The sequence below is a fragment of the Sorangium sp. So ce124 genome, assembly GCF_051525235.1.
Lineage (GTDB): Bacteria > Myxococcota_A > Polyangia > Polyangiales > Polyangiaceae > Sorangium > Sorangium atrum.
In genome coordinates this window covers 12,278,784-12,299,120 of the sequence record NZ_CP150312.1, presented here as the reverse complement: position 1 = coordinate 12,299,120, position 20,337 = coordinate 12,278,784, and the positions used below count along the sequence as shown (strand labels likewise).

General features: G+C 68.0%; 17 protein-coding genes and 1 pseudogene. 16 read left to right on the top strand and 2 right to left on the bottom strand.

All coding sequences use genetic code 11. From position 1 onward, the window contains the following. From WMF19_RS46175 to WMF19_RS46110, 14 genes are all read left to right on the top strand, one after another. Complete coding sequence (locus tag WMF19_RS46175; protein WP_437896168.1) at positions 1–1,152, top strand: AAA family ATPase; 1,152 nt, start codon at positions 1–3, stop codon at positions 1,150–1,152. A gap of 9 nt (positions 1,153–1,161) precedes the next feature. After that, entirely contained in the window at positions 1,162–2,331 is a 1,170-nt protein-coding gene (locus WMF19_RS46170) for a vWA domain-containing protein (protein ID WP_437896167.1), read from the top strand. Positions 2,332–2,352: 21 nt separating this feature from the next. Further along, complete coding sequence (locus WMF19_RS46165; protein WP_437896166.1) at positions 2,353–2,745, top strand: DUF6573 family protein; 393 nt, start codon at positions 2,353–2,355, stop codon at positions 2,743–2,745. 589 nt (positions 2,746–3,334) lie between these two features. After that, positions 3,335–3,835: an RNA polymerase sigma factor gene (locus tag WMF19_RS46160; RefSeq protein ID WP_437896165.1), complete on the top strand. Its 501-nt coding sequence runs from the start codon at positions 3,335–3,337 to the stop codon at positions 3,833–3,835. 248 nt (positions 3,836–4,083) lie between these two features. Beyond that, on the top strand, positions 4,084–4,248 hold the full coding sequence (locus WMF19_RS46155) for a hypothetical protein (protein WP_437896164.1): 165 nt from the start codon (positions 4,084–4,086) through the stop codon (positions 4,246–4,248). Then, positions 4,245–4,526, top strand: coding sequence for a hypothetical protein (locus WMF19_RS46150; RefSeq protein ID WP_437896163.1), 282 nt, complete (start codon positions 4,245–4,247; stop codon positions 4,524–4,526). The genes WMF19_RS46155 and WMF19_RS46150 overlap by 4 nt, the downstream gene beginning before the upstream one ends. Positions 4,527–4,622: 96 nt before the next feature. After that, positions 4,623–5,654 carry a recombinase RecA gene (recA, locus tag WMF19_RS46145; protein ID WP_437896162.1) on the top strand — a complete coding sequence of 344 codons (1,032 nt, stop codon included), beginning with the start codon at positions 4,623–4,625 and terminating at the stop codon, positions 5,652–5,654. Positions 5,655–5,876: 222 nt separating this feature from the next. Next, positions 5,877–6,062, top strand: a complete 186-nt coding sequence (locus WMF19_RS46140; protein ID WP_437277852.1) for a hypothetical protein — start codon at positions 5,877–5,879, stop codon at positions 6,060–6,062. A 74-nt stretch (positions 6,063–6,136) separates the two neighbouring features. Further along, positions 6,137–6,463, top strand: coding sequence for a hypothetical protein (locus tag WMF19_RS46135; protein WP_437896161.1), 327 nt, complete (start codon positions 6,137–6,139; stop codon positions 6,461–6,463). Positions 6,464–7,365: 902 nt separating this feature from the next. Next, entirely contained in the window at positions 7,366–10,023 is a 2,658-nt protein-coding gene (gene tssI, locus WMF19_RS46130; RefSeq protein WP_437896160.1) for a type VI secretion system tip protein TssI/VgrG, read from the top strand. 51 nt (positions 10,024–10,074) lie between these two features. After that, positions 10,075–11,748 (top strand): hypothetical protein, encoded by a 1,674-nt coding sequence (locus WMF19_RS46125; protein ID WP_437896159.1) that lies wholly within the window; start codon positions 10,075–10,077, stop codon positions 11,746–11,748. A 222-nt stretch (positions 11,749–11,970) separates the two neighbouring features. Then, a complete protein-coding gene (locus WMF19_RS46120) occupies positions 11,971–12,768 on the top strand; it encodes a hypothetical protein (protein WP_437896158.1) in 798 nt (265 codons plus the stop codon). A 34-nt stretch (positions 12,769–12,802) separates the two neighbouring features. Continuing rightward, positions 12,803–13,219, top strand: coding sequence for a PAAR domain-containing protein (locus WMF19_RS46115; protein ID WP_437896157.1), 417 nt, complete (start codon positions 12,803–12,805; stop codon positions 13,217–13,219). Positions 13,220–13,228: 9 nt separating this feature from the next. Continuing rightward, on the top strand, positions 13,229–15,028 hold the full coding sequence (locus WMF19_RS46110; protein WP_437896156.1) for a hypothetical protein: 1,800 nt from the start codon (positions 13,229–13,231) through the stop codon (positions 15,026–15,028). 104 nt (positions 15,029–15,132) lie between these two features. Here WMF19_RS46110 and WMF19_RS46105 read toward each other — a convergent pair. Beyond that, positions 15,133–15,546: pseudogene (locus WMF19_RS46105) on the bottom strand (HIT family protein); the annotation flags it as partial. Between the two features lie 192 nt (positions 15,547–15,738). After that, entirely contained in the window at positions 15,739–16,491 is a 753-nt protein-coding gene (locus WMF19_RS46100) for a hypothetical protein (RefSeq protein WP_437896155.1), read from the bottom strand. A 290-nt stretch (positions 16,492–16,781) separates the two neighbouring features. On the opposite strand from WMF19_RS46100, the gene WMF19_RS46095 reads away from it, so the two are divergent. Continuing rightward, positions 16,782–17,762, top strand: a complete 981-nt coding sequence (locus WMF19_RS46095) for an AAA family ATPase (protein ID WP_437896154.1) — start codon at positions 16,782–16,784, stop codon at positions 17,760–17,762. Between the two features lie 23 nt (positions 17,763–17,785). Then, positions 17,786–20,239, top strand: coding sequence for a S8 family peptidase (locus tag WMF19_RS46090; RefSeq protein WP_437896153.1), 2,454 nt, complete (start codon positions 17,786–17,788; stop codon positions 20,237–20,239). The last annotated feature ends 98 nt before the right edge of the window (positions 20,240–20,337 follow it).

The window sequence follows — 20,337 nt, the reverse complement described above, 5'->3', positions numbered from 1 at the left end:
ATGATGAAGTCCACGACCAACAACTCGGTTGATATGACCTCTGTGCGGCACAGGTTCCGGACCGTGCGCGACAGCTTGCTTGCTGCGTATCGAGAGCGCGAGAACGCCGTCGAGTGCATCCTGCTCGCTGCCCTCTCGGGCAATCACGCGCTGCTGGTGGGCCCTCCGGGTACGGCGAAGAGCGCCTTGTTCTTCGGGTTCCTGTCGTGCTTTCCGGACGCGCGGAAGTTCCAGACGCTGGTGACCAAGTTCGGGACCGAGGACGAGTACTTTGGGCCGGTGAAGCTCAGCGCCCTGAAGAACGACCTCTGGGAGCGCAACCTCGACGGCCGGCTCGCCGGGGTCGAGTGCGCGTTCCTCGATGAGGTGTTCAAGGGGTCCGACTCGGTACTCAACGCCTTCCTGTCGGCGATGAACGAGCGGCTCTACAAGGGCCGGCCGATCCCGCTGCGGATGCTGGTCGGCGCCTCGAATGAGCTGCCCGAGGAGGAGAACCTGGCGGCGGTTTATGACCGCTTCCTGCTGCGCGACCTGGTCGAATACGTGCAGGCGGACGCGACCTGGATGCAACTCGTCGCGGCGCCGCCGGCCTACACGGCCTCGGCCCAGATCAAGCTCGCGGAGTGGGACGCGGCGCGGGCGGACGTCGACCGGGTGACGCTGCCCGAGCGCATCGTGCAGGAGCTCCTCCGGATCCGGAACGAGCTCAAGGTCAACGGGATCGTCGTCTCCGACCGGCGCTGGATCGCGCTCACCCGCGTGCTCCGGGCCGCCGCCTGGCTCGACGACTGCGCCGAGGTCGAGCTGGACCACCTCGCTGTGCTTCGGTACGGCCTCTGGCAGAAGCCGGACGATCGCGCGCGGGTCGTCGCCGTGCTCGACACGGTGGACAGGAGCGCGGTGGCGAAGGCGATCACGGTCGTGGACGAAGCCCTGCGTGCCTACGCCCACCGGCCCACGGAGGCAGCGGCCTACCTGGAGGCGCTCCCCAAGCTCGCCGCCGACGTCACCGACGCCGCCAAGCGGGTGCAGGAGCAGCTCAAAGAGGGCGTATCCCGCCGGGCACAGGCGCGCATTCAACCGAAGCTCGACGAGCTGAAGAAGGTCCACGACGCGCTCAAGGCCGACCTGGCGAAGCGCTACGCCCTGTAGGAGGTCGCGATGGGGACCTTCCTCCAGGCTCGGCGCGCACACCGCGCCGTGGCGGTCGCAGCGGACCAGGACGCCGCGATCGCCGGGAACCTCTGGAACGCGATCGTCGGGGCAGGGAGCGAGCCGCTCGCGGGCTCCTTCGCCGAGGCGGTGCAGGACACCGCGCCGGTGGAGCACGCCGCGCTGCTCGCGTCCGACGACGTGGCAGCGGCGTACGCCTTCGAGCGGCTGTGGGCCTGCCTCCCTGCCCTGCCCCCCAGGGCGTCGCCCTTCGAGCTGCGCGGCATCGCCCGGGAGACGTGGAAAGCGTTCGATGCGCAGGCCCGGCGCACCGAGCATCTTGCCGGGGGGTTCGGCTGGGACGTCAGCGCGGCGTGGACCCACGCCCGCGACGTCGAGCTTGCCCACGGGGACCTCCACCAGGTCGAGCGCATCGCTCGCCTCGCTGGGCGCATGTACGCGGCACTGCGAGGGGCCCGGGCCAACCGGGTCCACGGCGTGCCCGCAGAGGTCTACTCCGTCGAGCAGGGCAACGACGTGTCCCGTCTGCTGCCGGCCGAGCAGGTGCTGCTCATGGAGCCCGTCCTGGAGACGGTCGTCCTGGAGCGGATCGCCGCTCGGCGGGCAGCGCAGTATGCCGTCCGAGGGGAGGCGAAGAAGTCGAAGGGGCCGCTCGTGATCGCGCTCGACGAGTCCGGGAGCATGCACGCAGCACGCAACGAGTGGGCGAAAGCCGCGACCGTCGCGCTCTGCCGCGTCGCGTTCGACGAGAAGAGGCCGGTCGCCGTGGTCCACTACTCGACCTCCACCGTGGTCCAGGCCATCAAGTCCGGCGACACGGAGGCCGTGTTGCGGATGGTGCGCCACTTCCTCGGCGGTGGAACCGCCATCGGCCTCGCGCTCGGCATGGCCGTGCAGCAGGTCCGGCAGCTCGCCCAGCGGGGCCATCAGGGCGCCGACATCATCCTCGTCACCGACGGCGTGGACGGGGACCAGGCGGCTCAGGAAGCGGCGCTCCGCGAGGGCCTGGCGCTCGGAGTGCGGCTCTGGACGGTGGCCATCGAGTGCGAGGTGGCCGAGACCTCGCCGCTCCGGGCAAAGGCCGCGCACTACGTACGCCTCGGTGGCGCAGAGCTCGCGAAGGGTGAAAGCGTCTCTCTCCTGGCCGGCGCCACGTAATCCCAACCGGAGGAAAACACGATGCCGGACGACGACGAGCTCGAGTTCGAGGTCATCAGTACGTATACGCGGGCCGAGGCCATCGCGGATGGCACTTTGATGGACGTGACGTCAACGGCCCGGGAGATGGGGATCAAGCTTCCCGTCGCCGTGACGCACTCAGTCTGGGAGCGCTACGTAATGCTGACTCCGGCTGCACTGCGCGCGCGCAACGACGAGCGTGGCCGATTGTGGGATGTGCTCTGGATGTTCCGCGTTGCGGCCCAGCGCGCACCGGAAGCAAACGAGATCGTCTTCTCGCTGTACGTGGTCACCGATTCCGCCAAGCCCTCGCTGGTGGAGCTCAAGGCGGTCTGCGGTCCCGGCGACAACGCCGAGCCCGTGATCACCATCATGCTACCAGAAGAGGATTGAGACTACGCAGCTTCGGGCTGGTCTCGGGGCTGCATCACTCCCGCTCTTGCAGTTCTTGCGTGCTGCACACTCTCCCTGTGAAGCAGGGATAGCGTCATCTCAGCTTGAAGTAGTGCAGCCCGCGGCGACTGCAATCGCCCGGGCTGCGTGGCCGAAACCTCAGTGATCGAGGTTGCGACATGCTGATTGTAGTCCGCCCGCTGTCCGCGGGCCAAGGGGGTCGTGCGCCTTCGCGCCGGCGCCCTCGTTCCCATCCGCCAATCCTGACCGACGCCGAACCGAGGCGGCCCCATGCCCCGCCCAGCAACCTGCCGGGGCTGTACGGCTCCCGCTCCTGCCCGTCCGGAGTCATCGGCGTTCGCGACCGAGGCATCCGGCACACCGCCGCCGGCCCGCGTCGCTCGTCGCCAGGCATGGCCAGGCGGGCGGCCCAGGAGGCCAGCCCTCCGGGACACGGCCGGTTGAGCGCGCCCGGTATGGCTGACGGCGATCGGCACCCCGAGAGGGGCGGGTGAGCCGCGGGCGGAACGGGGCCCACCGCGCACCCGCCGCGCTACATCCCCCGGCCCGACCGAACATCTCGGCAGTCATGGCGGAGCGGCCCTTCATCGTGGCGACGCTTATCTCCTGCGGCGTCCCCGCGCGCGACAGCGCCGACGTCGCGCAGGCGGTCGTGCTGGGCGCGTGGGAGGCCATCGAGGCCGACCGGTACCGTCCCGACCCGGCTGCAAACGCTCGGCAGGTGCTTCGCCGGTGGCTCCGCGGTGTCGCGTGGCGGCAGGCGACGCACTACCTCGAGAGCGCGTACGTGCGTCATGAGGTCCTGCACCACGAGCCGCTCGGTCCTCTGCGCCACGCCGTGGGTCTGAATCTCGAGGCGCAACTCCAGGCGCGTGCCGAGATGGAGGCGCTCCTCGCGCTCTGCCAGATGCCGCTCTGGGCGCGCGAGGTACTCGCCCTGGCGGCTCTGGGCCATGGGGGCACCGAGATCGCGCGCGTGCTGCACTTGCATCTCGGAACCGCCGTCAGTCGGCTCCGCCGGGCTCGCAAGCTGCTTGCTCGCATGCGCAAGCGAAAAGGGGGCCGATGAACCTCCGACATCCCAAGCACCGCATGAATGTCACGTTCCCCGGCAAGCCAATCACACGGTGCGCATCTCCCGACGACATCGAGGCCTACGTGGAGTCAAAGGGTTACCAGTCGGCGCTCTCGGTAGAGCGCGACTGGCCCAGGGACATCCCCTACGCCTAGTTACCGCCCAGCTGGCCGGATCGGCGCGCCCCGCCAATTCGCATCCAACCACACATCTTGCGGGGACCACGGCTGTGCTCGCAGTCGATGGAGAAGGTCATCGAGGCCATCGCGCACAACAAGGGACGCACGCCCGGCGAGGTGCTGCGCGAAATCGCTGTGCACTCCCAGCTGGAGAACGGCGAGAAGCTTCATCCGCCCCGCCATCACGACGCACACCGTGCCCTCTCTTCTGGAGGCAATCCACCATGACAGAGACTCGCCAGTACCCGGCGGACGACGACACATGGGACGGCCGTACCGAACGCCCGCCACTGAACGGCTCCATCCGGCTCGACGACGCCAGCTACATGCGCAAGTGGATCACGGCGCTTCGGGAGCAAGTGGACCAGGGGTTCAGCGCGGCCGAAGATGCCACGCGCCCCGTCCAGGAGCGCGTTCTCTCCCGACACGAGGCGCGCCGCCGCATCGAGAAGGCGACGGAGAGCATCTACAACCTGCTCGACGCTGCGGAGCGCGGCCTCCCCTGACGACCGCAGACGCAAGGGCGCCGCCTGCGCAGGCCCTGTCTGCTGCGGCGCGCTCTCCTGTCTCGGCAACACCCTCACCAGAAAAGGACCTTCACCATGAACACTCACGTCAGCAAGGCTCGCGCCGTTCAGTCCGTGGTTGGTGCCATCGAGAAGCAATTCGGAAAGGGAGCCCTCATGTCCCTCGGAAGTGGTGACAACATCCCCGAGATCCGGGTCATCCGCACCGGCTCGCTCGCGCTCGATGCCTCCCTCGGCGTCGGCGGGTACCCGCGCGGCCGCGTCGTCGAGATCTACGGCCCGGAGTCGTCCGGCAAGACCACCCTCACGCTTCACGCCATGCGCGAGGCCCAGCGTACGGGCGGTGTCGCGGCGTTCATCGACGCCGAGCATGCGTTCGACGTCACCTACGCGCGGGCGATCGGCGTCGACACCGACCGGCTCCTCGTCTCCCAACCGGACAGCGGCGAGCAGGCGCTCGAGATCGCCGAGATGCTGACCCGCTCCTCGGCCGTCGACATCATCGTCATCGACTCGGTCGCCGCGCTCACGCCGAGGGCCGAGATCGAGGGGGACATGGGCGACCAGCACCTCGGGCTGCAGGCGCGGCTGATGAGCCAGGCACTCCGCAAGCTCACGGGCATCGCGCACCGGACCGAGACCACCCTGATCTTCAGCAACCAGCTCCGCCACAAGATCGGCGTCGTCTTCGGCAGCCCCGAGACGACCACGGGCGGCAACGCGCTCAAGTTCTACGCGAGCGTGCGCCTCGACGTGCGCCGGATCGGGACCGTGAAGGCGGGCGAGGACACGGTCGGAGCTCGCACGCGGGTCAAGATCGTCAAGAACAAGCTGGCGCCGCCCTTCAAGGAGGCGGAGTTCGACATCCGCTGGGGCAAGGGGATCGACGCCGCCGGCGACCTCGTCGATCACGGCCTCACGACCGGGGTGATCCAGAAGAACGGCGCGCACCTGGCCTTCCGCGGCGAGCACATCGGCCACGGGCGCGATCGAGCTCGTGAGGCGCTGCTCGCGAACGGAACGCTGGCCGCTGCTGTGCGCGCCGGCGTTGAGGCGGCTGGGCACGAGCCCCAGGCACGCCAGCGGGTCGAAGCCGCGGGGACCTGAGCCCTCAGCAGCGACGACCAAGAGCAGGTGGACAGCCCGCGGCGCTCCCCGGCGGGCTGTCTCCCCGGCCCCGAGATCCACCCGCAGTCATCGTCCCACGCGAGCGGGTTTCAGCCGGGTGACTGCACCTCGCTGGAGTTCCCCCGCGACGGCTGCCAATCCCGTCGCGCGGCGCAGGCCGCGCTTTCCCATCAGCAACCGAGGAGAAATCATGCTCCAGAGGTGCTCGACGCGCTCGATCTCGGGGATGACCGGGTGCGCCTCTCCATCGTGCATCGAGACAAGAGCGGTGCAACAGCGGTGGATCGGGTCGGGTACAGCGACGCGCTCGCCAGGTGCGCGGAAAGGCGGATGACGCTCTCGCGGCTGTGGCTGTCGGGTGCGCTCGGCGGGATGCACAACATGTGAGCTCAGGCGTCGCAGCAAGCGTCAACGCAAGTTCAGAACACGCGTGGGGATAAGAAACGTGAAGGAGGACGACCATGAACATTCTGCGTCGCGTCACCCAGCTCGTGCTCGACATCAACAAGATCCAGGCCGAAGCCGTGTTCAAGGTGTACGGTCGATTCGGTCTCTACCGGCGGCTGTACATCGCCTGTGGCTTCCCCGAGGGCACCGCAAAGCGGCTCGAGGAGCGGCTGCTCGCGCTCGGCCACGAGGGCGTAGCGGAGCAGCACGAGATGCTGTGCCGGTTCGTGCGGGGTGACATCGGCGTTGTGCAGCTCTTCGAGGAGCTGACTCAGTGGTTCTCAGACTACATGGAGAACTGCCAAGCCGCCGCAATGGACGAGCTGCACGCCGCTGCCTGATTCCAGGCGCGGGGAGCAGGAGGACGGGCGGAGGCTCCCGCCGTTCTCCTTCTTTAGCACCTCCTTCGGAAGCCTGTCGCCCCGACCCAGTACCCCCGAAGTCAACGCGGCTGGACAGGCGGGCGAAGACAGCTCTCCGCCCCTCACGATCCACCGCCGCGCGATGGCCCAGGCGACTGCGGCCAGCAGCAGGAGGTTGATGTCCGCGACCGCTGTCCCGATCCTCTTGCGGTGTCCCAGAAGATCGTCCTGGCGCAGCCACATTCCGAGCGTGCCGGCGCACGATGACATCCGTCGGCACGCCGCGACGGTGTGCATCCGCCGATTCCTGGGCCAGCAGGCCGCCGTGGCTTTGGCCGACGAGGACCGCAAGCATGTCGCCCGTACTAGCTCGCTGTGACCAATCGCCAATGCAGAGATGCTGGATGTTTGGAAGGCCGGCCTCCGCTCTCGCTTCCCCTGATGGGGCGGACCCCCTCGGCGATGCGCGGCCCGCACCACGAGCCCGAGCTGAGCCGGTGCGTCGCCTATTTCACTGCACTGGCGAGGGCGAAGCCCTCGGCCCAGGAGAGCGAGGTCGCCCATGTCTTCGCTCCGTCGGTCGCGAAGAAGCAAGCTGGTCCGCAGGAGCGACGATGGCCACGCGTGCCCGTCGTGGTAGCCGGAGCAGTCGGCATCCATGAGCTCGGTCGACGCCTGACACAGCGCGGAGCTCTTGTGCAGCGACGTGCCCCCGCTCGAGCCGACGTGCCCCCCGGCAGAGGGAGGCCGCGCGGCCTCGCCGATGGGCATGGCGAAGCGCCGGCACCCACCTGGCATGCGCAACGCAGAGCCACGCACATCCGTCGCGCGGCAACCGTGCTCCTTGCAGGCGCCCTTGCGACTCCTGTTACATTGCGCCCGTGATCAGCGATCCCTTCGAGCTCCACGCCGGGGCGTTCACGCCCGCGGACCTGCGCGTTGTCTCGTTCCGCGGGCGTGAGGCGCTCTCCGAGCTGTTCTCGTTCCAGCTCGTCGTGCAAGCCACCCCCGAGCTCGAGGGCCGCGACGCCGAGCTGCTCGGCAGCCTCGCCGCCTTCGTCCTGCGCGATGGGCGCGGGGCCGAACGCCGCATCGAAGTTGTCGTCGACCAAGTGCGCGCAGACGCCGCGTTCATCGCGCGGACCGGCCCGACCTGGCACCTGCGCCTCGTTCCGCCGCTCGCGCTCCTCCGGCGCCGGACCACGAGCCGCATCTTCCAGGACGAGACCGTGCCGCAGATCCTCCAGCACGTCCTTGCCGCGGCCTCCATCCCGGTCGATCTCCGCCTCTCGCGGACGTATGCGGTCCGCAGCTACTGTGTGCAGTACCGCGAGAGCGATCTCGCGTTCGTGCGGCGGCTCGCTGCCGAGGAGGGGATCGCGTTCTGCTTCGCGGACGCGCCGCCAGGCACGCTGGGAACCCGCGCCCCCGTGATCTTCCTCGACGAGCCCGCGCACTACTCCGCAGCGTTCGGCATCGAGTCCGGCGCGCTCATCCTGCGTCCCGAGGAGGGCCTCATGCCGACAGGGCGCGAGATCATCTCCTTCGGTCTGCAGCGATCCATCAAGCCACGCTCAGCACACCTCAGGGACTATGACTTCCGCCGGCCAAACCTGGTCCTGAGCGAGCGGGTTGGGCCCAAGACGAGCGGGGCACCACCGTTGGATGTGTACCAGCACCACGCCGACTACGACACGCCGGATGTCACGCCCGATCGCGCGCGGGTGTTCCTGGAGCAGGCCCAGCGCCGAGCGGTCGTGGGCAGCGGCGAGAGCTGGGTACGCGAGCTCGCGCCGGGACGTCGCTTCGACCTCAGCGCCGAGGCCTCCCCCGGGATCGAGGGAGCCTACGCCGTGACCCGCGTCATCCACGAGGGCCATACACCCGAGCTGTCCGGGCGACCCGCGGAGCGCACCTACCGCAACCGGTTCGAGTGCATCCCGGCGCCCACGCTGCTCCGGCCGCGTGCGCCGGCACGCAAGCCGAGGCAGGTCCTCGAGACGGCGGTGGTCACCGGGCCGGCAGGGCACGAGGTCCACACCGACGAGCACGCGCGCGTCAAGGTGCAGTTCCACTGGGATCTCGCTGGGCAGCGTAACGACAAGAGCTCGGCCTGGCTGCGTGTCGCGCAGAGCTGGGCGGGCGCGTCGTTCGGCTCGCAGTTCGTGCCGCGCGTGGGCATGGAGGTGCTGGTCGGCTTTCTCGGCGGGGACACCGACTGCCCGGTCGTGCTCGGGTGCCTGTACAACGCCACGCATCCGCCGCCCTTCCAGCTCCCCGGGGAGAAGCTCAGGAGCGGCCTTCGGACCCAGAGCTCGCCAGCTGCCACCGGCTCCAACGAGCTCAGCTTCGACGACACCGCTGGCGACGAGCAGATCTACGTGCATGCGCAGCGCGACCTCGACGAGCGGATCGAGCGGCGCCGGACGACGCTCATCGGTGAGGACGAACAGACCGACGTGCGCGGCAACCAGCAGAATCACGTCGCTGGTGAGCGACGCGAGCGTATCGGAGGAAGCCGGCGGGGCAGCGTCGGCGGCGATCACGAGGAACGGGTTCAAGGCCACCAGACCGTGCGCGTGGACCGCGACCAGACGAACGAGATCGGAGGGAGTCGGCGGCTCGTCGTGGGCGGCGTATCCAAGGAGGTTTTCATGGATGACGCAGTCACGCTCTGCCAGGACACGTACACGCTCCACGTGGAGCGTCAGGCGGCGGTGACCGTCGGTTCTCGCGGTGATTCGTCCCGGAGCGACTTCTACGTGTTCGGCGATCACACGACCGGAGCCGCGGGCAACCTCGTACTCACGGCGGGCCGATCGCTCACCCTGCAATGTGGTGACAGCATCATCGCCCTCACGCCCGAGGGCGTGAAGATCGGCGGCAACGTGCTCGCGTTGGCCGGAGCGAACGGGGCGAGCATCAAGGGCAAGGGCCCTGCGCTCGACCTGGGCGAGGAGGCCGAGCTCGTTGCCAAGAAGATCCGGATTTTCTCCCCGAACGCCTCGCTCGATCTGGACGACGATGCGCACCTGCGCGGCAAGCTGGTCAAGCTCAACTGCGACTCGGCCGACCTGCTCTCCAGCGATGAAAACGACGAGCCGCCGAGGACCCGGCCGCTGCGGCTCAAGCTGTCGGACGTCGCGATGGCGCCCTACGCGGAAAAGACCTATCGCCTCACGGTCGACGGTCGCGTTCACGAGGGAACCACGGGCCCGAACGGTGAGCTCGAGCTGGAGGTACCGGAAGCCGCAAAGAGCGCGGTGCTCGTCGTCTGGATCGAGAGTTACCCGGAAGGGCCACGCCAGCAGTGGACGCTCAGCCTGCGCGAGAGCGCGCCAGCGGACTCGGTGCCCGGCGCAGCGCTCAGGCTGCGCAACCTGGGCTACTACGAGGGACCGCTCCGGGACGACATGGCCGAGCTACCCGAGGGAGCCGTGCGAGGGCTCAAGGATTTCCAGCGAGACCATGGCGTGCAGGTGACCGGTAAGCTCGATGCGGCGACGGTCGCGAAGCTGAGGGAGACATACGGCCACTGAGGTCGTGATGCGGGCGCGAGTGGGGCAAATTAGGTCTGATTGAGGTGTTGCATGAACTGGACGGATGGCGGTGGCGGCGCCGGGGGAGCGAGCGGAGGGAACGACCCGCGATTCGATGGGGCCGAGGGCGGGCCGCAGGCGTACGATTATCACACGCCCGATCCCCACGAGCCCGAGGCGCTGCCGCCCGAGCAGCCACCGGCCCCTCCACCGCCGCCTCCTCCCCCGAGCACCTTGCCAAAAGATCCGCCACCACCCGCGGCTGCAGACGTAAGCCCGGGACCTGACAACCACATATCCCAGGCAGCCGGCACGCCCTTCACGGGCGCGTTGCCGAAGTGGGTTCTCGAGATTACCAAGACGCAGGACGCCGCCGATCTGGAGCTTACCTACCCCAAGGGCGGGCCGACCACCAAGCGAACCGTTCGGCTCTATTGGTTCCGACTTCTTGGCGTCGGTTTCCTTTCTGAAAATGTGATGGGTGTCAATCGGGAGCTCCTCAAGAAGCTGCTTCGCGCGCAGGAGGAGCTCTATCGACAGTACCGCGAATCGATGGGCGCTCCGGTCGACGATGCCGATGATCAGAAGAAGTTCAAGGAGTGGTGTGCGGCGAAGGAGCTTGTCGGAGGACAGGGGAAGCGCGGCGGGGGCAACCACCGAGATGGGAGTGCGATCGATATCGAGTATACGGCCTCGCCGTGGGTACCGATCTACGGCGGCGATGGCCCAACCGGCGAGATCCACAACAACAGGAACGTCGAGTGGAGCAGGATCAACGTGTGGGAGCCTTGCTTGGAGGTGTGCCAGCGGGCCACGCTCTTCTGCTTCGGCCACAGCATTCAGCCGCGCAAGTCGAGCGATGCATCACGCTCCTACGATACGTTCAAGAAGGTCCATGATGGCCTGGTAGGCTACCTCGCCTACCGTTATCCCAACGGCGCACAGGGGGACCTGACCGAGGCATCCCTGAGCGACTTCATCAACCGTGTCAAATCTGAGAAGGATACAACGCTCAGCGGTTGCAAGATTTTACTCCGCGATGGGAGCGGAAAGCTCGCTGAACGGAGCCCATACGACGAGCAAGGGGGCCTCGATGAGCGGCTCCTGGGCGAGGCGTACGCCCAGATCGAGGCCGATCGCAAAGTGATGCGGTACGGCATGGTGAAGAACGCCTTGAAGATTAACGCCGACCGAATCGATGAGAGCGCGACCAATTTCCGAGAGCCCTGCCGAGGGTTTCTGATGCTCAAGAAGGAAGTCGTGCTGGCGCTGATCAAGGTGGGCCTGCGCTGGGGAGGACAGGACTTTGGCGACATGATGCACTTCGACATGGGATTCGAGGTGCTCAACGAGTTCTACGATGTCGCCGTCGCACACAAGGCATCGCAGTCATTGAATATGCTGGGGACGAAGGACGATGTCGGCCTCCAAAAGCTGAGGGATGCGGCCGCGGCAGTCAAGAGTGCAGCAGAGACAGCGGGGCCAGCGGCCAACCAGGCAAGCCTCGTCGGTAACACGGCGAAGGAGGACGCATGCCGCGCGGCGGTACGCTCGGCAGACGCAGCGCTCAGCAAGGTCGTCGCTGCCGGTGATGCCGTGAAGAGAGCGGCTTCCAGCGAGAAGATACCAGAAAACAAGAGGCAAAAGGCGCTGGATGCTGCGGACGCGGCGCTGGCGGCAGCCAAGCAGGCCGAAACCGAGGCACAACAGGCGGCCGCGATGTAGGTCGACGCCGTGTCCCAGCCGTTCCGATCCGGTATCATGAGGCGCGAGATGAGTCGTCTTGTTCTCCTTGGTCTGTTCGTTGCAGTCGGTGTGACCTCCTCTGCCTGTCGGCCAGCGGCGCGACAAGCCCAGCCCGAAGCCGGTGTCGCGCACGCCGCTCCTCGTCCGTCCGCAGCGTCGAGGGAGCAGGTCGGCCTATGTCCACCGATTCAGCGCGCCCGGGTGGCCACGTTCAATGAAGAACAACGCACCCATGACAAGCGCTGGCTCTTGCCCGAAGTGGTGGAGAGTCCGCCCAGAGAGCCCGTGCAGGAGGACTCCGAGGTACCGCTGGACGAAGCCAGCGCGCGGGCGCGAGGTGCCACCTCTAGCAACGATCCGGTGTGGATACTGGGCGACGGGGTTCCGCCGTGCCGGATGATGCCGGGGCAGTATCTGCTCCAGCGCGAGAGCTGGGGACCCCAGATCGCGAGAGTCGTGCGGGTGCTCGAGGGGGTGTGCGCTGAGCAGGGTCGGTCGGCACGGTCGGTCGCGTTTCAACAGACCGAATCGCCGGAGCGGTGCCTCTTGCATAAGAAAGAGACATTGACCCAACGTGCTCCACCCGAAGGTCTCATTCCCCAGAAACGTTGCGAGGAGCCGGAGTGCCGCTACATGGAGGCCGTGGGCGGGGGTGAACTACCCGGTGGTGGCGGAAGCGCGGTGCTCGAAGTAACAGCCACCTGGCTCTACCCTACGGAAGAGCATCAATGTTCCTGGGCGCACGACGACTTCTACGGCATCTTCGTCCAGGCGAGAAGAGACCTACCGTTTACCAAGATTCCCAACGTAGACAGCCTTTTCGGTGTCCTGGTCGATGATCGAGGGCTCCGTGCCGTGATCGGCGACGCGTTATGGATCATGACTTTCGTGCCTATTGCTCCGTCTGGGCAGCCGGAGAAGCCGCTCAGCGTGACGGCCCATGTGGCCCATCATGATGAGAAGACCTGGAACTCGCTCGCCCCCTACTGCGGGCCGTGAGCCGGTGGTTGCCACGAGAGAAGGAGAAGCGAGCATGCCAGCGCATGGGCCGAAGGCGGGCAAGCCTGCGGCAAAGCATGGGGACAAGATCGTCGGCATCGACACGCACGTGGTGATGATCCCCTCGCCGGGCGGGCCGGTGCCCACACCGACGCCGCTGCCTTTCAGCGGAACGTTGAGCGACGATCTGAGCCGGGATGTGCTGATCGAAGGCAAACCGGCCGCGATCCAGGGCAGCACCGCGGCGAATGCGCCCGCGCATGTACCTCCAGGGGGCACGTTCCAGCGCCAGCCGTCGAATCAGGCTCGGGTCCAGGCGGGCAGCAAGACGGTGCTCATCAACAACAAGCCGGCCGCGCACCTCGGGGATCCGGCGATGACCTGCAACGACCCGGCCGACGCGCCGAACGGGAGCGTGATCGCCTCCGGGACCGTGCTGGTCGGCGACTAGGGCCGGGGGATGGCGGCAGGCACGAAGCCCGCAGCAGGGGCGCAGGAGGCGCGCGAAGGGATCTCGCTGGCGCAGTACGCAGCCGTCAGGGCGGCGGTGACGGAGGGGTTCCCGCTGGCGGACGTGCTCGCGATCGAGGGGCTCACGCCGCGTACGTTCGCGCGGGCCGATCTTGCCTGGAAGCAGCGGTTGGCCGCCGAGCCGGAGCTGCTCGTGGCCTACGAGCAAGAGCTGGCGCAGGCGGAGGACTGGCTGGATCGGCAGGTCGAGCCGCTCGCGGAGGACCCGACCGCCTGGGCGAGCTTCCTTGCTGTCTTCGCGGCGCACCCGGCCCCGTTCGAGCTGCTGCAGGAGAAGGACCTGGGCATGAACGACGTCGCGCGACTCCGCCGCCGATGGGCGCGGCGCGTTGACGAGGACGCGAAAGTCGGCGAACTCCTCAAGGATCTGCACGCGAGACCGGGGAAGCTGGGATCGCTCCGGGTCGGCCCGCGGGTGCTGCAGCCGTCGAGGGTGGCCGAGGCGCGGGGCTCGGGGAAGGCGGTCGCAGATGAGCACTCTGCGGCGGGACCGCCGGGCGAGCCCAGGCTGGGGCTGGCCGAGTACGCCGCGCTCTGCGCGGAGCTCGATGCGCTGCCTGAGCAACGCGAACGGGTCCTGCGGCGCCACGGTCTGGCCGATGAGGAGATGCGGGCAGCGCTGGATCGGCAATGGCGGGCAGCGCTGGGCCGTGACGCGGCGCTGGCGAAGGACTTCGAGCGGCTCCACGCGCATCACGCGCGTCGGCTGGAGATGCTCCTCGCCCGAGCGCGGGAGGTCGGCAACTTCGAGCGCTCGCCAGCATCCGTTGTCGTCTCGTTCGCGCCTGCCGCGCCGTCTTCCGAGGCGATGGCCGGTCCTGGGGCGCCCCTCATGACCCCAGCGGCGCTGCAGGGCACGGGGCCCCTGCTGGATGTCCACCGAGGCGCAGCGGTCCCCTTCGTGCCCGTGCGCGTCCAGCTCGCGATCGTGAAGGCAGAGCCGAAGCCTCCTCGCGCTGCGGAGTCGCTCACCGGCACCGCCCCCCTGCCCGACGTTCCGCGAGGGCCGGAGCTGCCGTTCCCTCAGTCCGGTGCGGCGAAGGTGGTGAAGCGCCCGCCTCCTGTGATCGCGGAAACCGCACCGCTTTCTGACATTCCCCGCGGCCCCGCTCTCCCGTTCACGGCCGGACCATCGGGGGCTCCCGTGCCGCCCACATTGACAGCCCGGCCGCAGCAGCCGCGAGCCCCCTCGGAGGTCGCAGAGACGTCACCGTTGCAAGCTCCCCCTCGCGGCCCGGTGATCCCCTTCACGGCAGCGGACCCCACGAGGCGTGCCGGAGCTCTGGCAGCATCGAAGCCCGCTCCGCCGACCGCAGCAGACCTCCGGGAAACGTCGCTGAACCTGGCAATTCCCCGGGAGCTGCTGACACAAACCGCGTCCTCGCCGGCCCCAATGACCGGAGCAGTCTCCCAGACCGCCAAGGTATCGCCGCTTTCGAGGCCCTCGAGCACGGCCGGCGACGGAAGTACAGTGCCCCTCCCCGAGTCGCTGGAGACGATCCTGCCGCTCGCCCAGTATGCCGCGCTCTGTGCGGAGCTGGCCCTATGCCCCACGACGGCCGAGGAGATCTTCCGGCGCTACGGCCTGGGTTCCGGCGAGATGCGGTCGGCGGTCGATTCGGCCTGGAAGGAGCGGCTCCGCGAGAACCCGGCGGAGTACTCGAGGTGGCAAGACATGTACCAGCGCTACTACGCGCACTTCGCCAGACGGGGTGCGCCCCCGCGGTGAACCGTTTCGATCTTGCGATACCCGATCGCCGAGATGGATGTTCACCGCGACGTCATCCGCGGACCTTGCTGCCCCACATGCGGCATAGAACAAGGTGCGCCCCCGGGCGAGCTCAGCCGAACGGTCGCGTGCGGCGGGGGTCTCGCGGCGAGGTAGTTCCCTCTGCCCGGGATGACGTGGCGCACGCCGCCGCGCGGGTCGTCCACGTCGCCGCGGAAGCGTGGGATCACGTGGACGTGCAGGTGCATCACGGTCTGCCCTGCGGCCTCGCCGGCGTTGATCCCGATGTTGTAGCCGTCCGGGTGGAGCTCGGCGTCGAGGTCTCGCTTGACCGTGTCGACCAGCTCGAAGATCGCGGCGCGCTCCTCGGCGGTGGCGTCGAACCAGGTCGTGACGAGGCGGCGCGGGACGACGAGCGTGTGGCCCGGGCTGACCGGGAAGCGGTCGCGCAGCGCGAAGGCGAGCGCGTTGCTCGCCACCCAGGCGGACTCGGGGGCCTCGAGGAACGGGGAAGTCACCGGCGGGCGAATGGTACTTCGGAGCTGGCGCGAGGTATCTGCTGGTCGCCGTCACGTGCTGCTTCTCGAGGAGCTCGAGCGACCTTCTGATCCCCACGCATGCCCAGCCGGCGGCCGAAAAGACGACGACGGTAGGGTCGCGATCCCAGGCTGCGGCGGCAAGGCAGCGCTGGCGGCGCGCCATGGCGCGGCTCAGTCCGGATCGACGAACGCGCCCTGCTCGACGAGCTTGTGGATGACCTCGGTGAGCGTCAGGTACGTGTTGCCGTTCCAGTGCTCGTAGGCGCGGATGCTCCGCAGCTGCAGGGTCATCGCGAGGTGCATGAAGTCCGGGGTCTCTTCTTCGGGCGCGAGCGGGAAGTCTTCGACGAGCGGCACGTCGTGCCGCTCTCGCCGTCGATCCTTGTGGTACCGGTCGAGCGCACGCCGCGCCTCTGCCGGCGTCTTCGCGTCCGCGAGGTACTGCTCCATGCGCTCCTCAGTCACACGCGGATCGATCACCGTGACGTTCTGGTCGAGGTGTCGATGGAGCTGCTCGAGGTCGCCCTGCATCTCCGCCCCCTCGAAGAAGCGGTTGATCACCCGCGCGCGCCGGAGGACTGCCACGGAACCGAGAAAGGGACCGAAGAACCGCGCGGCTGCGATGGCACGCTCGAACGAGCGGACCTCCACGATCATGCCGCCCTTCTTCGGGAAGCGGAGGGTACCGATCACCACCGGGTGCACCTCGGCCGGGAGCTCGGCGTGCGGCCGGCCGAAGATCAACGCCTCGGCCTCCGCGGTGTAGAACCACACCCAGCAGCCACGCTCGTGGTCCTCCCTCGTGCAGCGGAGCTGTGACAGGACGCGCGTCACGAGGGGCTTGCTCGGGATCGTGTAGTACAGCCGCGCCGGCTGGAAAGGCTCACCGGTTACCGTGGCGAGAAGCAGACGATCCGTGCGCATCGGCGAGATGTCGATCATCGGCCGTGGCATCCCTCACGCGAATCCCGGCGTCTATCTCTCGTGGCTCTCGGGGCGCCCAGCATGACGCAGGACCTCTTCGGTGACGCGTAACTAAGGTGGAGGCGGGCCCGGAGGCTCGGCCTCCTTCTCTCCAACCCCCAGCTTTCCGTACTTCTCGTCTCCGGCCCTGCCGGACGCAGAGCGTCCCGGTAGAACTTGACGGAGCCAGCGCGGCCGTGTTGGCGTGCGCCGAGTAAGGTAGACTTCTTCAGGCGGGAGCACGCGAAACCATGGCGACGGCGGAGCAGCTCAAGGCGCTGCTGAAGAGCTACAGCGAGGGCGACGAGGAGCGCTTCTTCGCCACCGCGATGCAGGTCGCCGCCCACGCCGCGCGGCAGGGGCACGGCAAGTTGGCCCGGGACCTGCGCGAGCTCATCGATACGGCGAAGGCGAAGGGACTACCTCGGCGTGGCGAGCGGGCGCCGGTTCCGGTCGTGCAGCCGCGCGGTGAGCTCGCCGGACTGCTCTCCGTCAGCTATCCGAAGACGCGCCTCTCGGACATGGTCCTGGAGCCGAAGCTCCACGCCCGCCTCGAGCGCATCCTCCTCGAGCAGCGCCAGCGCGAGAAGCTCCTCACGCACGGCCTCACCCCGCGGCGCAAGATCCTTCTCGTCGGGCCTCCCGGGACAGGGAAGACGCTCACCGCCCGCGCCCTCGCGGGTGAGCTCTCGCAGCCGCTCTTCGCGATCCTCCTCGACGGCATCATCACGAAGTTCATGGGCGAGACGGCCGCGAAGCTCCGGCTCGTCTTCGATGCGCTCCAGCGCACGCGCGGCGTCTACCTCTTCGACGAGTTCGACGCGCTCGGAAGCCATCGAACGTCGCAGAACGACGTGGGCGAGATCCGGCGGGTGCTGAACTCGTTCCTCCAGTTCCTCGAGCAGGACGAGTCGGAGAGCCTCATCATCGCCGCGACGAACCACCCCGAGCTCCTCGACCGCGCCCTCTTCCGCCGGTTCGACGACGTGCTCGAGTACAGCCTGCCCGACGACGAGCTGGCCGAACAGATGCTGCGCTCGCGGCTGGCGTTGCTGGACACGGAGCGCGTCGACTGGGCGCAGGTGGTGAGCGCTGCACGGGGCTCGAGCTACGCCGAGATCGTTCGAGTGTGCGAAGACGCTGCGAAGGACGCGGTGCTGAACGATCGTACCGAGGTGACGACGCAGGACATTCTTGATGCGCTCGCCGCACGGCCCCTCAGCCGTGCGTGATGCGCGGGTGACGACGCGGGGGTATGGCGACCAAGGAGATCGATCGACGGAGGCACCTGCTCCTCACCGGCACGTCCGCGGCGGAGCCGTATACGTCCCCCCAGCAAGGCGGCGGTGAGACGCGTTTGCCCCCCGTCGATCCAGCACATCACGGCAACGCGCTGAAGAAGCAGCTCGAGCGGGTCAGAAAGGACCTGATAGCGCGAGATACGCGACACGACGCCATCGCCGTGGAAGCGCGACGGGGCGTCTACCTGGAGTTCGCCAGTGCTTCCGGCTTCGATTTGGCCCTGCAAAGCCTTGAGGATAGGCGCGCAGGCGTCGAGCTCGCCGCCACGCGAACCCAGACCGGCGTGACCTACGCGACGGTGTACGTGCCCAGCGGGCAGCTCGGCTACTTCGAGAAGAAGGTCGAGGAGTACCTCACCAAGACCACAAAGAAGTCGGGGAACCCGAAGAACAAGCCGCTCATCGAGAGCATCGCGGAGATCCGACTCGCGGTGCTCGAGGGGTTCTGGACCGACGACCCCGCGCTGTTCCCTCCTGCTGGAAAGACGATCTGCTGGGAGGTCTGGCTGCGCGGGGAGGGTGACGACTTGCTTGCGCGCTTCCGCGAGTACGCGCAGAAGGTGAAGCTCCAGGTCGGGGACGAGCAGCTCAGGTTCCCCGATCGCCTTATCGTCCTCGCCTACGGCACGCGCGAGCAGATGACCGGATCCATCGAGCTGCTCGATGTCATCGCAGAGCTTCGACTCGCGAAGGAGGTGCCGACCAGCTTCGTGCGGATGAACGTGATCGAGCAGGAAGGCTGGGCCAAGGAGCTCAAGGACCGGATCACCGCGCCCTCGCCGGATGCGCCCGCCGTCTGCATCGTCGACACCGGCCTCAACGCCGGGCACCCGCTGCTCGAGCCCGCCTTGCGGAAGGGTGACCTGCACGCCTACGATCCTTCGTGGGGCGTGCACGATGATGACGGCCACGGTACAGGGATGGCCGGGATCGCGCTCCACGGGGACCTCGCTGAGGCGCTGCTCTCATCCTCGCCGGTGGCGCTCACCCACCGGCTCGAGTCGGTGAAGATCCTTCACAAGGGGGCCGCGAACCCGCCGAAGCTGTACGGTGCGATCACGGCCGAGGGCGTTGCCCGCGCCGAGATCGCGGCTCCGCAGCGCAAGCGCGCGATCTCCATGGCTATCACGGCGACGGACTTCCGCGATCGAGGTCAGCCCTCGTCGTGGTCTGCCGAGATCGACAAGCTCTGCTCGGGGATGGACGACGACAACCCGCGCCTCTTTGTCGTCTCTGCCGGGAACATCCGTGTGGCCCCGGGTATGGACTACCGGTCGCGGAACGAGAGCGAGGGCATCCACGATCCCGGGCAGGCATGGAACGCCCTCACGGTGGGCGCCTACACGGAGCGCACGCGCATCACCGAGCCCGTCTTCAACGGCTGGAGCCCCATCGCGCGCCCTGGGGACCTGTCGCCGAGCAGTACGACCTCGTGCATCTGGCAGTCGCAGTGGCCGATCAAGCCGGAGATCGTAATGGAGGGCGGGAACATGGCGCTGAGCCCCGACGGCAAGGACGCCGATTTCCCCGACTCGCTCTCGCTGCTCACCACGCACTACCAACCCTTCGTCAAGCTGTTCACCGTAACCGGTGAGACGAGCGCCGCCAGCGCCGGCGCCTCGCGCGTCGGCGCGGTGATCTGGGCGCAGTACCCCGACTTCTGGCCGGAGACGATCCGCGCGCTCCTGGTGCACACCGCCGAATGGACGCCTCGGATGCGCGAGGAGATCACCGCTACCCGATCGAGGCGGCGCGACATGGAGCACCTCCTCCGCTGCTTCGGGTTCGGCGTCCCGAACCTGGAACGCGCCCTCTGGAGCGCGGGGAACGCGCTGACGCTCGTCGTGCAGGACGAGCTCCGGCCGTTCGAGCGTGACAAGAGCAACGAAATGCGCCTCCACACACTGCCGTGGCCGAAGCAGGCCCTCTTGGACCTCAGCAGTGTGGAGGTCGAGCTACGCGTGACGCTCTCCTACTTCATCGAGCCGAACCCCGCACGTCGAGGCTGGGAGCGCCGGCATCGCTACGCATCGCACGGCCTGCGGTTCGCCGTGCAGAAGGCGAATGAGGAACCTGATGATCTGCGGAAGCGTGTCAACAAGGCGGCGCGCGACGGTGACGAGACGATCGACTCCGGCGACGCAGGGTGGCTGCTCGGCCCGACCTTGCGCGAGAAGGGATCCGTCCATCACGACCGCTGGAAGGGTACGGCAGCGGATCTCGCAAGCCGGAAGAGCATCGCGGTCTGCCCGGTCATCGGCTGGTGGCGGGAGCGGCATCAGCTCGGGCGCTGGAAGAAGGCGGCGCGGTACGCGCTCATCGTGAGCATCCGGACGCCAGAGACAGGGGTGGATATCTACGAGCCGGTGGCGAACCAGGTGAAGATCGCGACCGCCGTGCCGATCTGAGTCATCGCGTTCGGATGGCTGTAGGAAAGCTCTTTGACCACAGGCGCCGCCTCCCTCGCCGGGATCAGACAGATCTCGTTATTTTGCTGCAGGGTCGG

What these genes read in the sequence shown, in the direction of transcription:
- WMF19_RS46095 (WP_437896154.1), top strand. Translation starts at nt 16,782, where the DNA reads ATGGCGACGGCGGAGCAGCTCAAGGCGCTGCTGAAGAGCTACAGCGAG.
- WMF19_RS46150 (WP_437896163.1), top strand. Translation starts at nt 4,245, where the DNA reads ATGACAGAGACTCGCCAGTACCCGGCGGACGACGACACATGGGACGGC.
- WMF19_RS46155 (WP_437896164.1), top strand. Translation starts at nt 4,084, where the DNA reads ATGGAGAAGGTCATCGAGGCCATCGCGCACAACAAGGGACGCACGCCC.
- recA (WP_437896162.1), top strand. Translation starts at nt 4,623, where the DNA reads ATGAACACTCACGTCAGCAAGGCTCGCGCCGTTCAGTCCGTGGTTGGT.
- WMF19_RS46165 (WP_437896166.1), top strand. Translation starts at nt 2,353, where the DNA reads ATGCCGGACGACGACGAGCTCGAGTTCGAGGTCATCAGTACGTATACG.
- WMF19_RS46170 (WP_437896167.1), top strand. Translation starts at nt 1,162, where the DNA reads ATGGGGACCTTCCTCCAGGCTCGGCGCGCACACCGCGCCGTGGCGGTC.
- WMF19_RS46090 (WP_437896153.1), top strand. Translation starts at nt 17,786, where the DNA reads ATGGCGACCAAGGAGATCGATCGACGGAGGCACCTGCTCCTCACCGGC.
- WMF19_RS46110 (WP_437896156.1), top strand. Translation starts at nt 13,229, where the DNA reads ATGGCGGCAGGCACGAAGCCCGCAGCAGGGGCGCAGGAGGCGCGCGAA.
- WMF19_RS46115 (WP_437896157.1), top strand. Translation starts at nt 12,803, where the DNA reads ATGCCAGCGCATGGGCCGAAGGCGGGCAAGCCTGCGGCAAAGCATGGG.
- WMF19_RS46125 (WP_437896159.1), top strand. Translation starts at nt 10,075, where the DNA reads ATGAACTGGACGGATGGCGGTGGCGGCGCCGGGGGAGCGAGCGGAGGG.
- WMF19_RS46135 (WP_437896161.1), top strand. Translation starts at nt 6,137, where the DNA reads ATGAACATTCTGCGTCGCGTCACCCAGCTCGTGCTCGACATCAACAAG.
- WMF19_RS46175 (WP_437896168.1), top strand. Translation starts at nt 1, where the DNA reads ATGATGAAGTCCACGACCAACAACTCGGTTGATATGACCTCTGTGCGG.
- WMF19_RS46100 (WP_437896155.1), bottom strand. Translation starts at nt 16,491, where the DNA reads ATGCGCACGGATCGTCTGCTTCTCGCCACGGTAACCGGTGAGCCTTTC.
- WMF19_RS46160 (WP_437896165.1), top strand. Translation starts at nt 3,335, where the DNA reads ATGGCGGAGCGGCCCTTCATCGTGGCGACGCTTATCTCCTGCGGCGTC.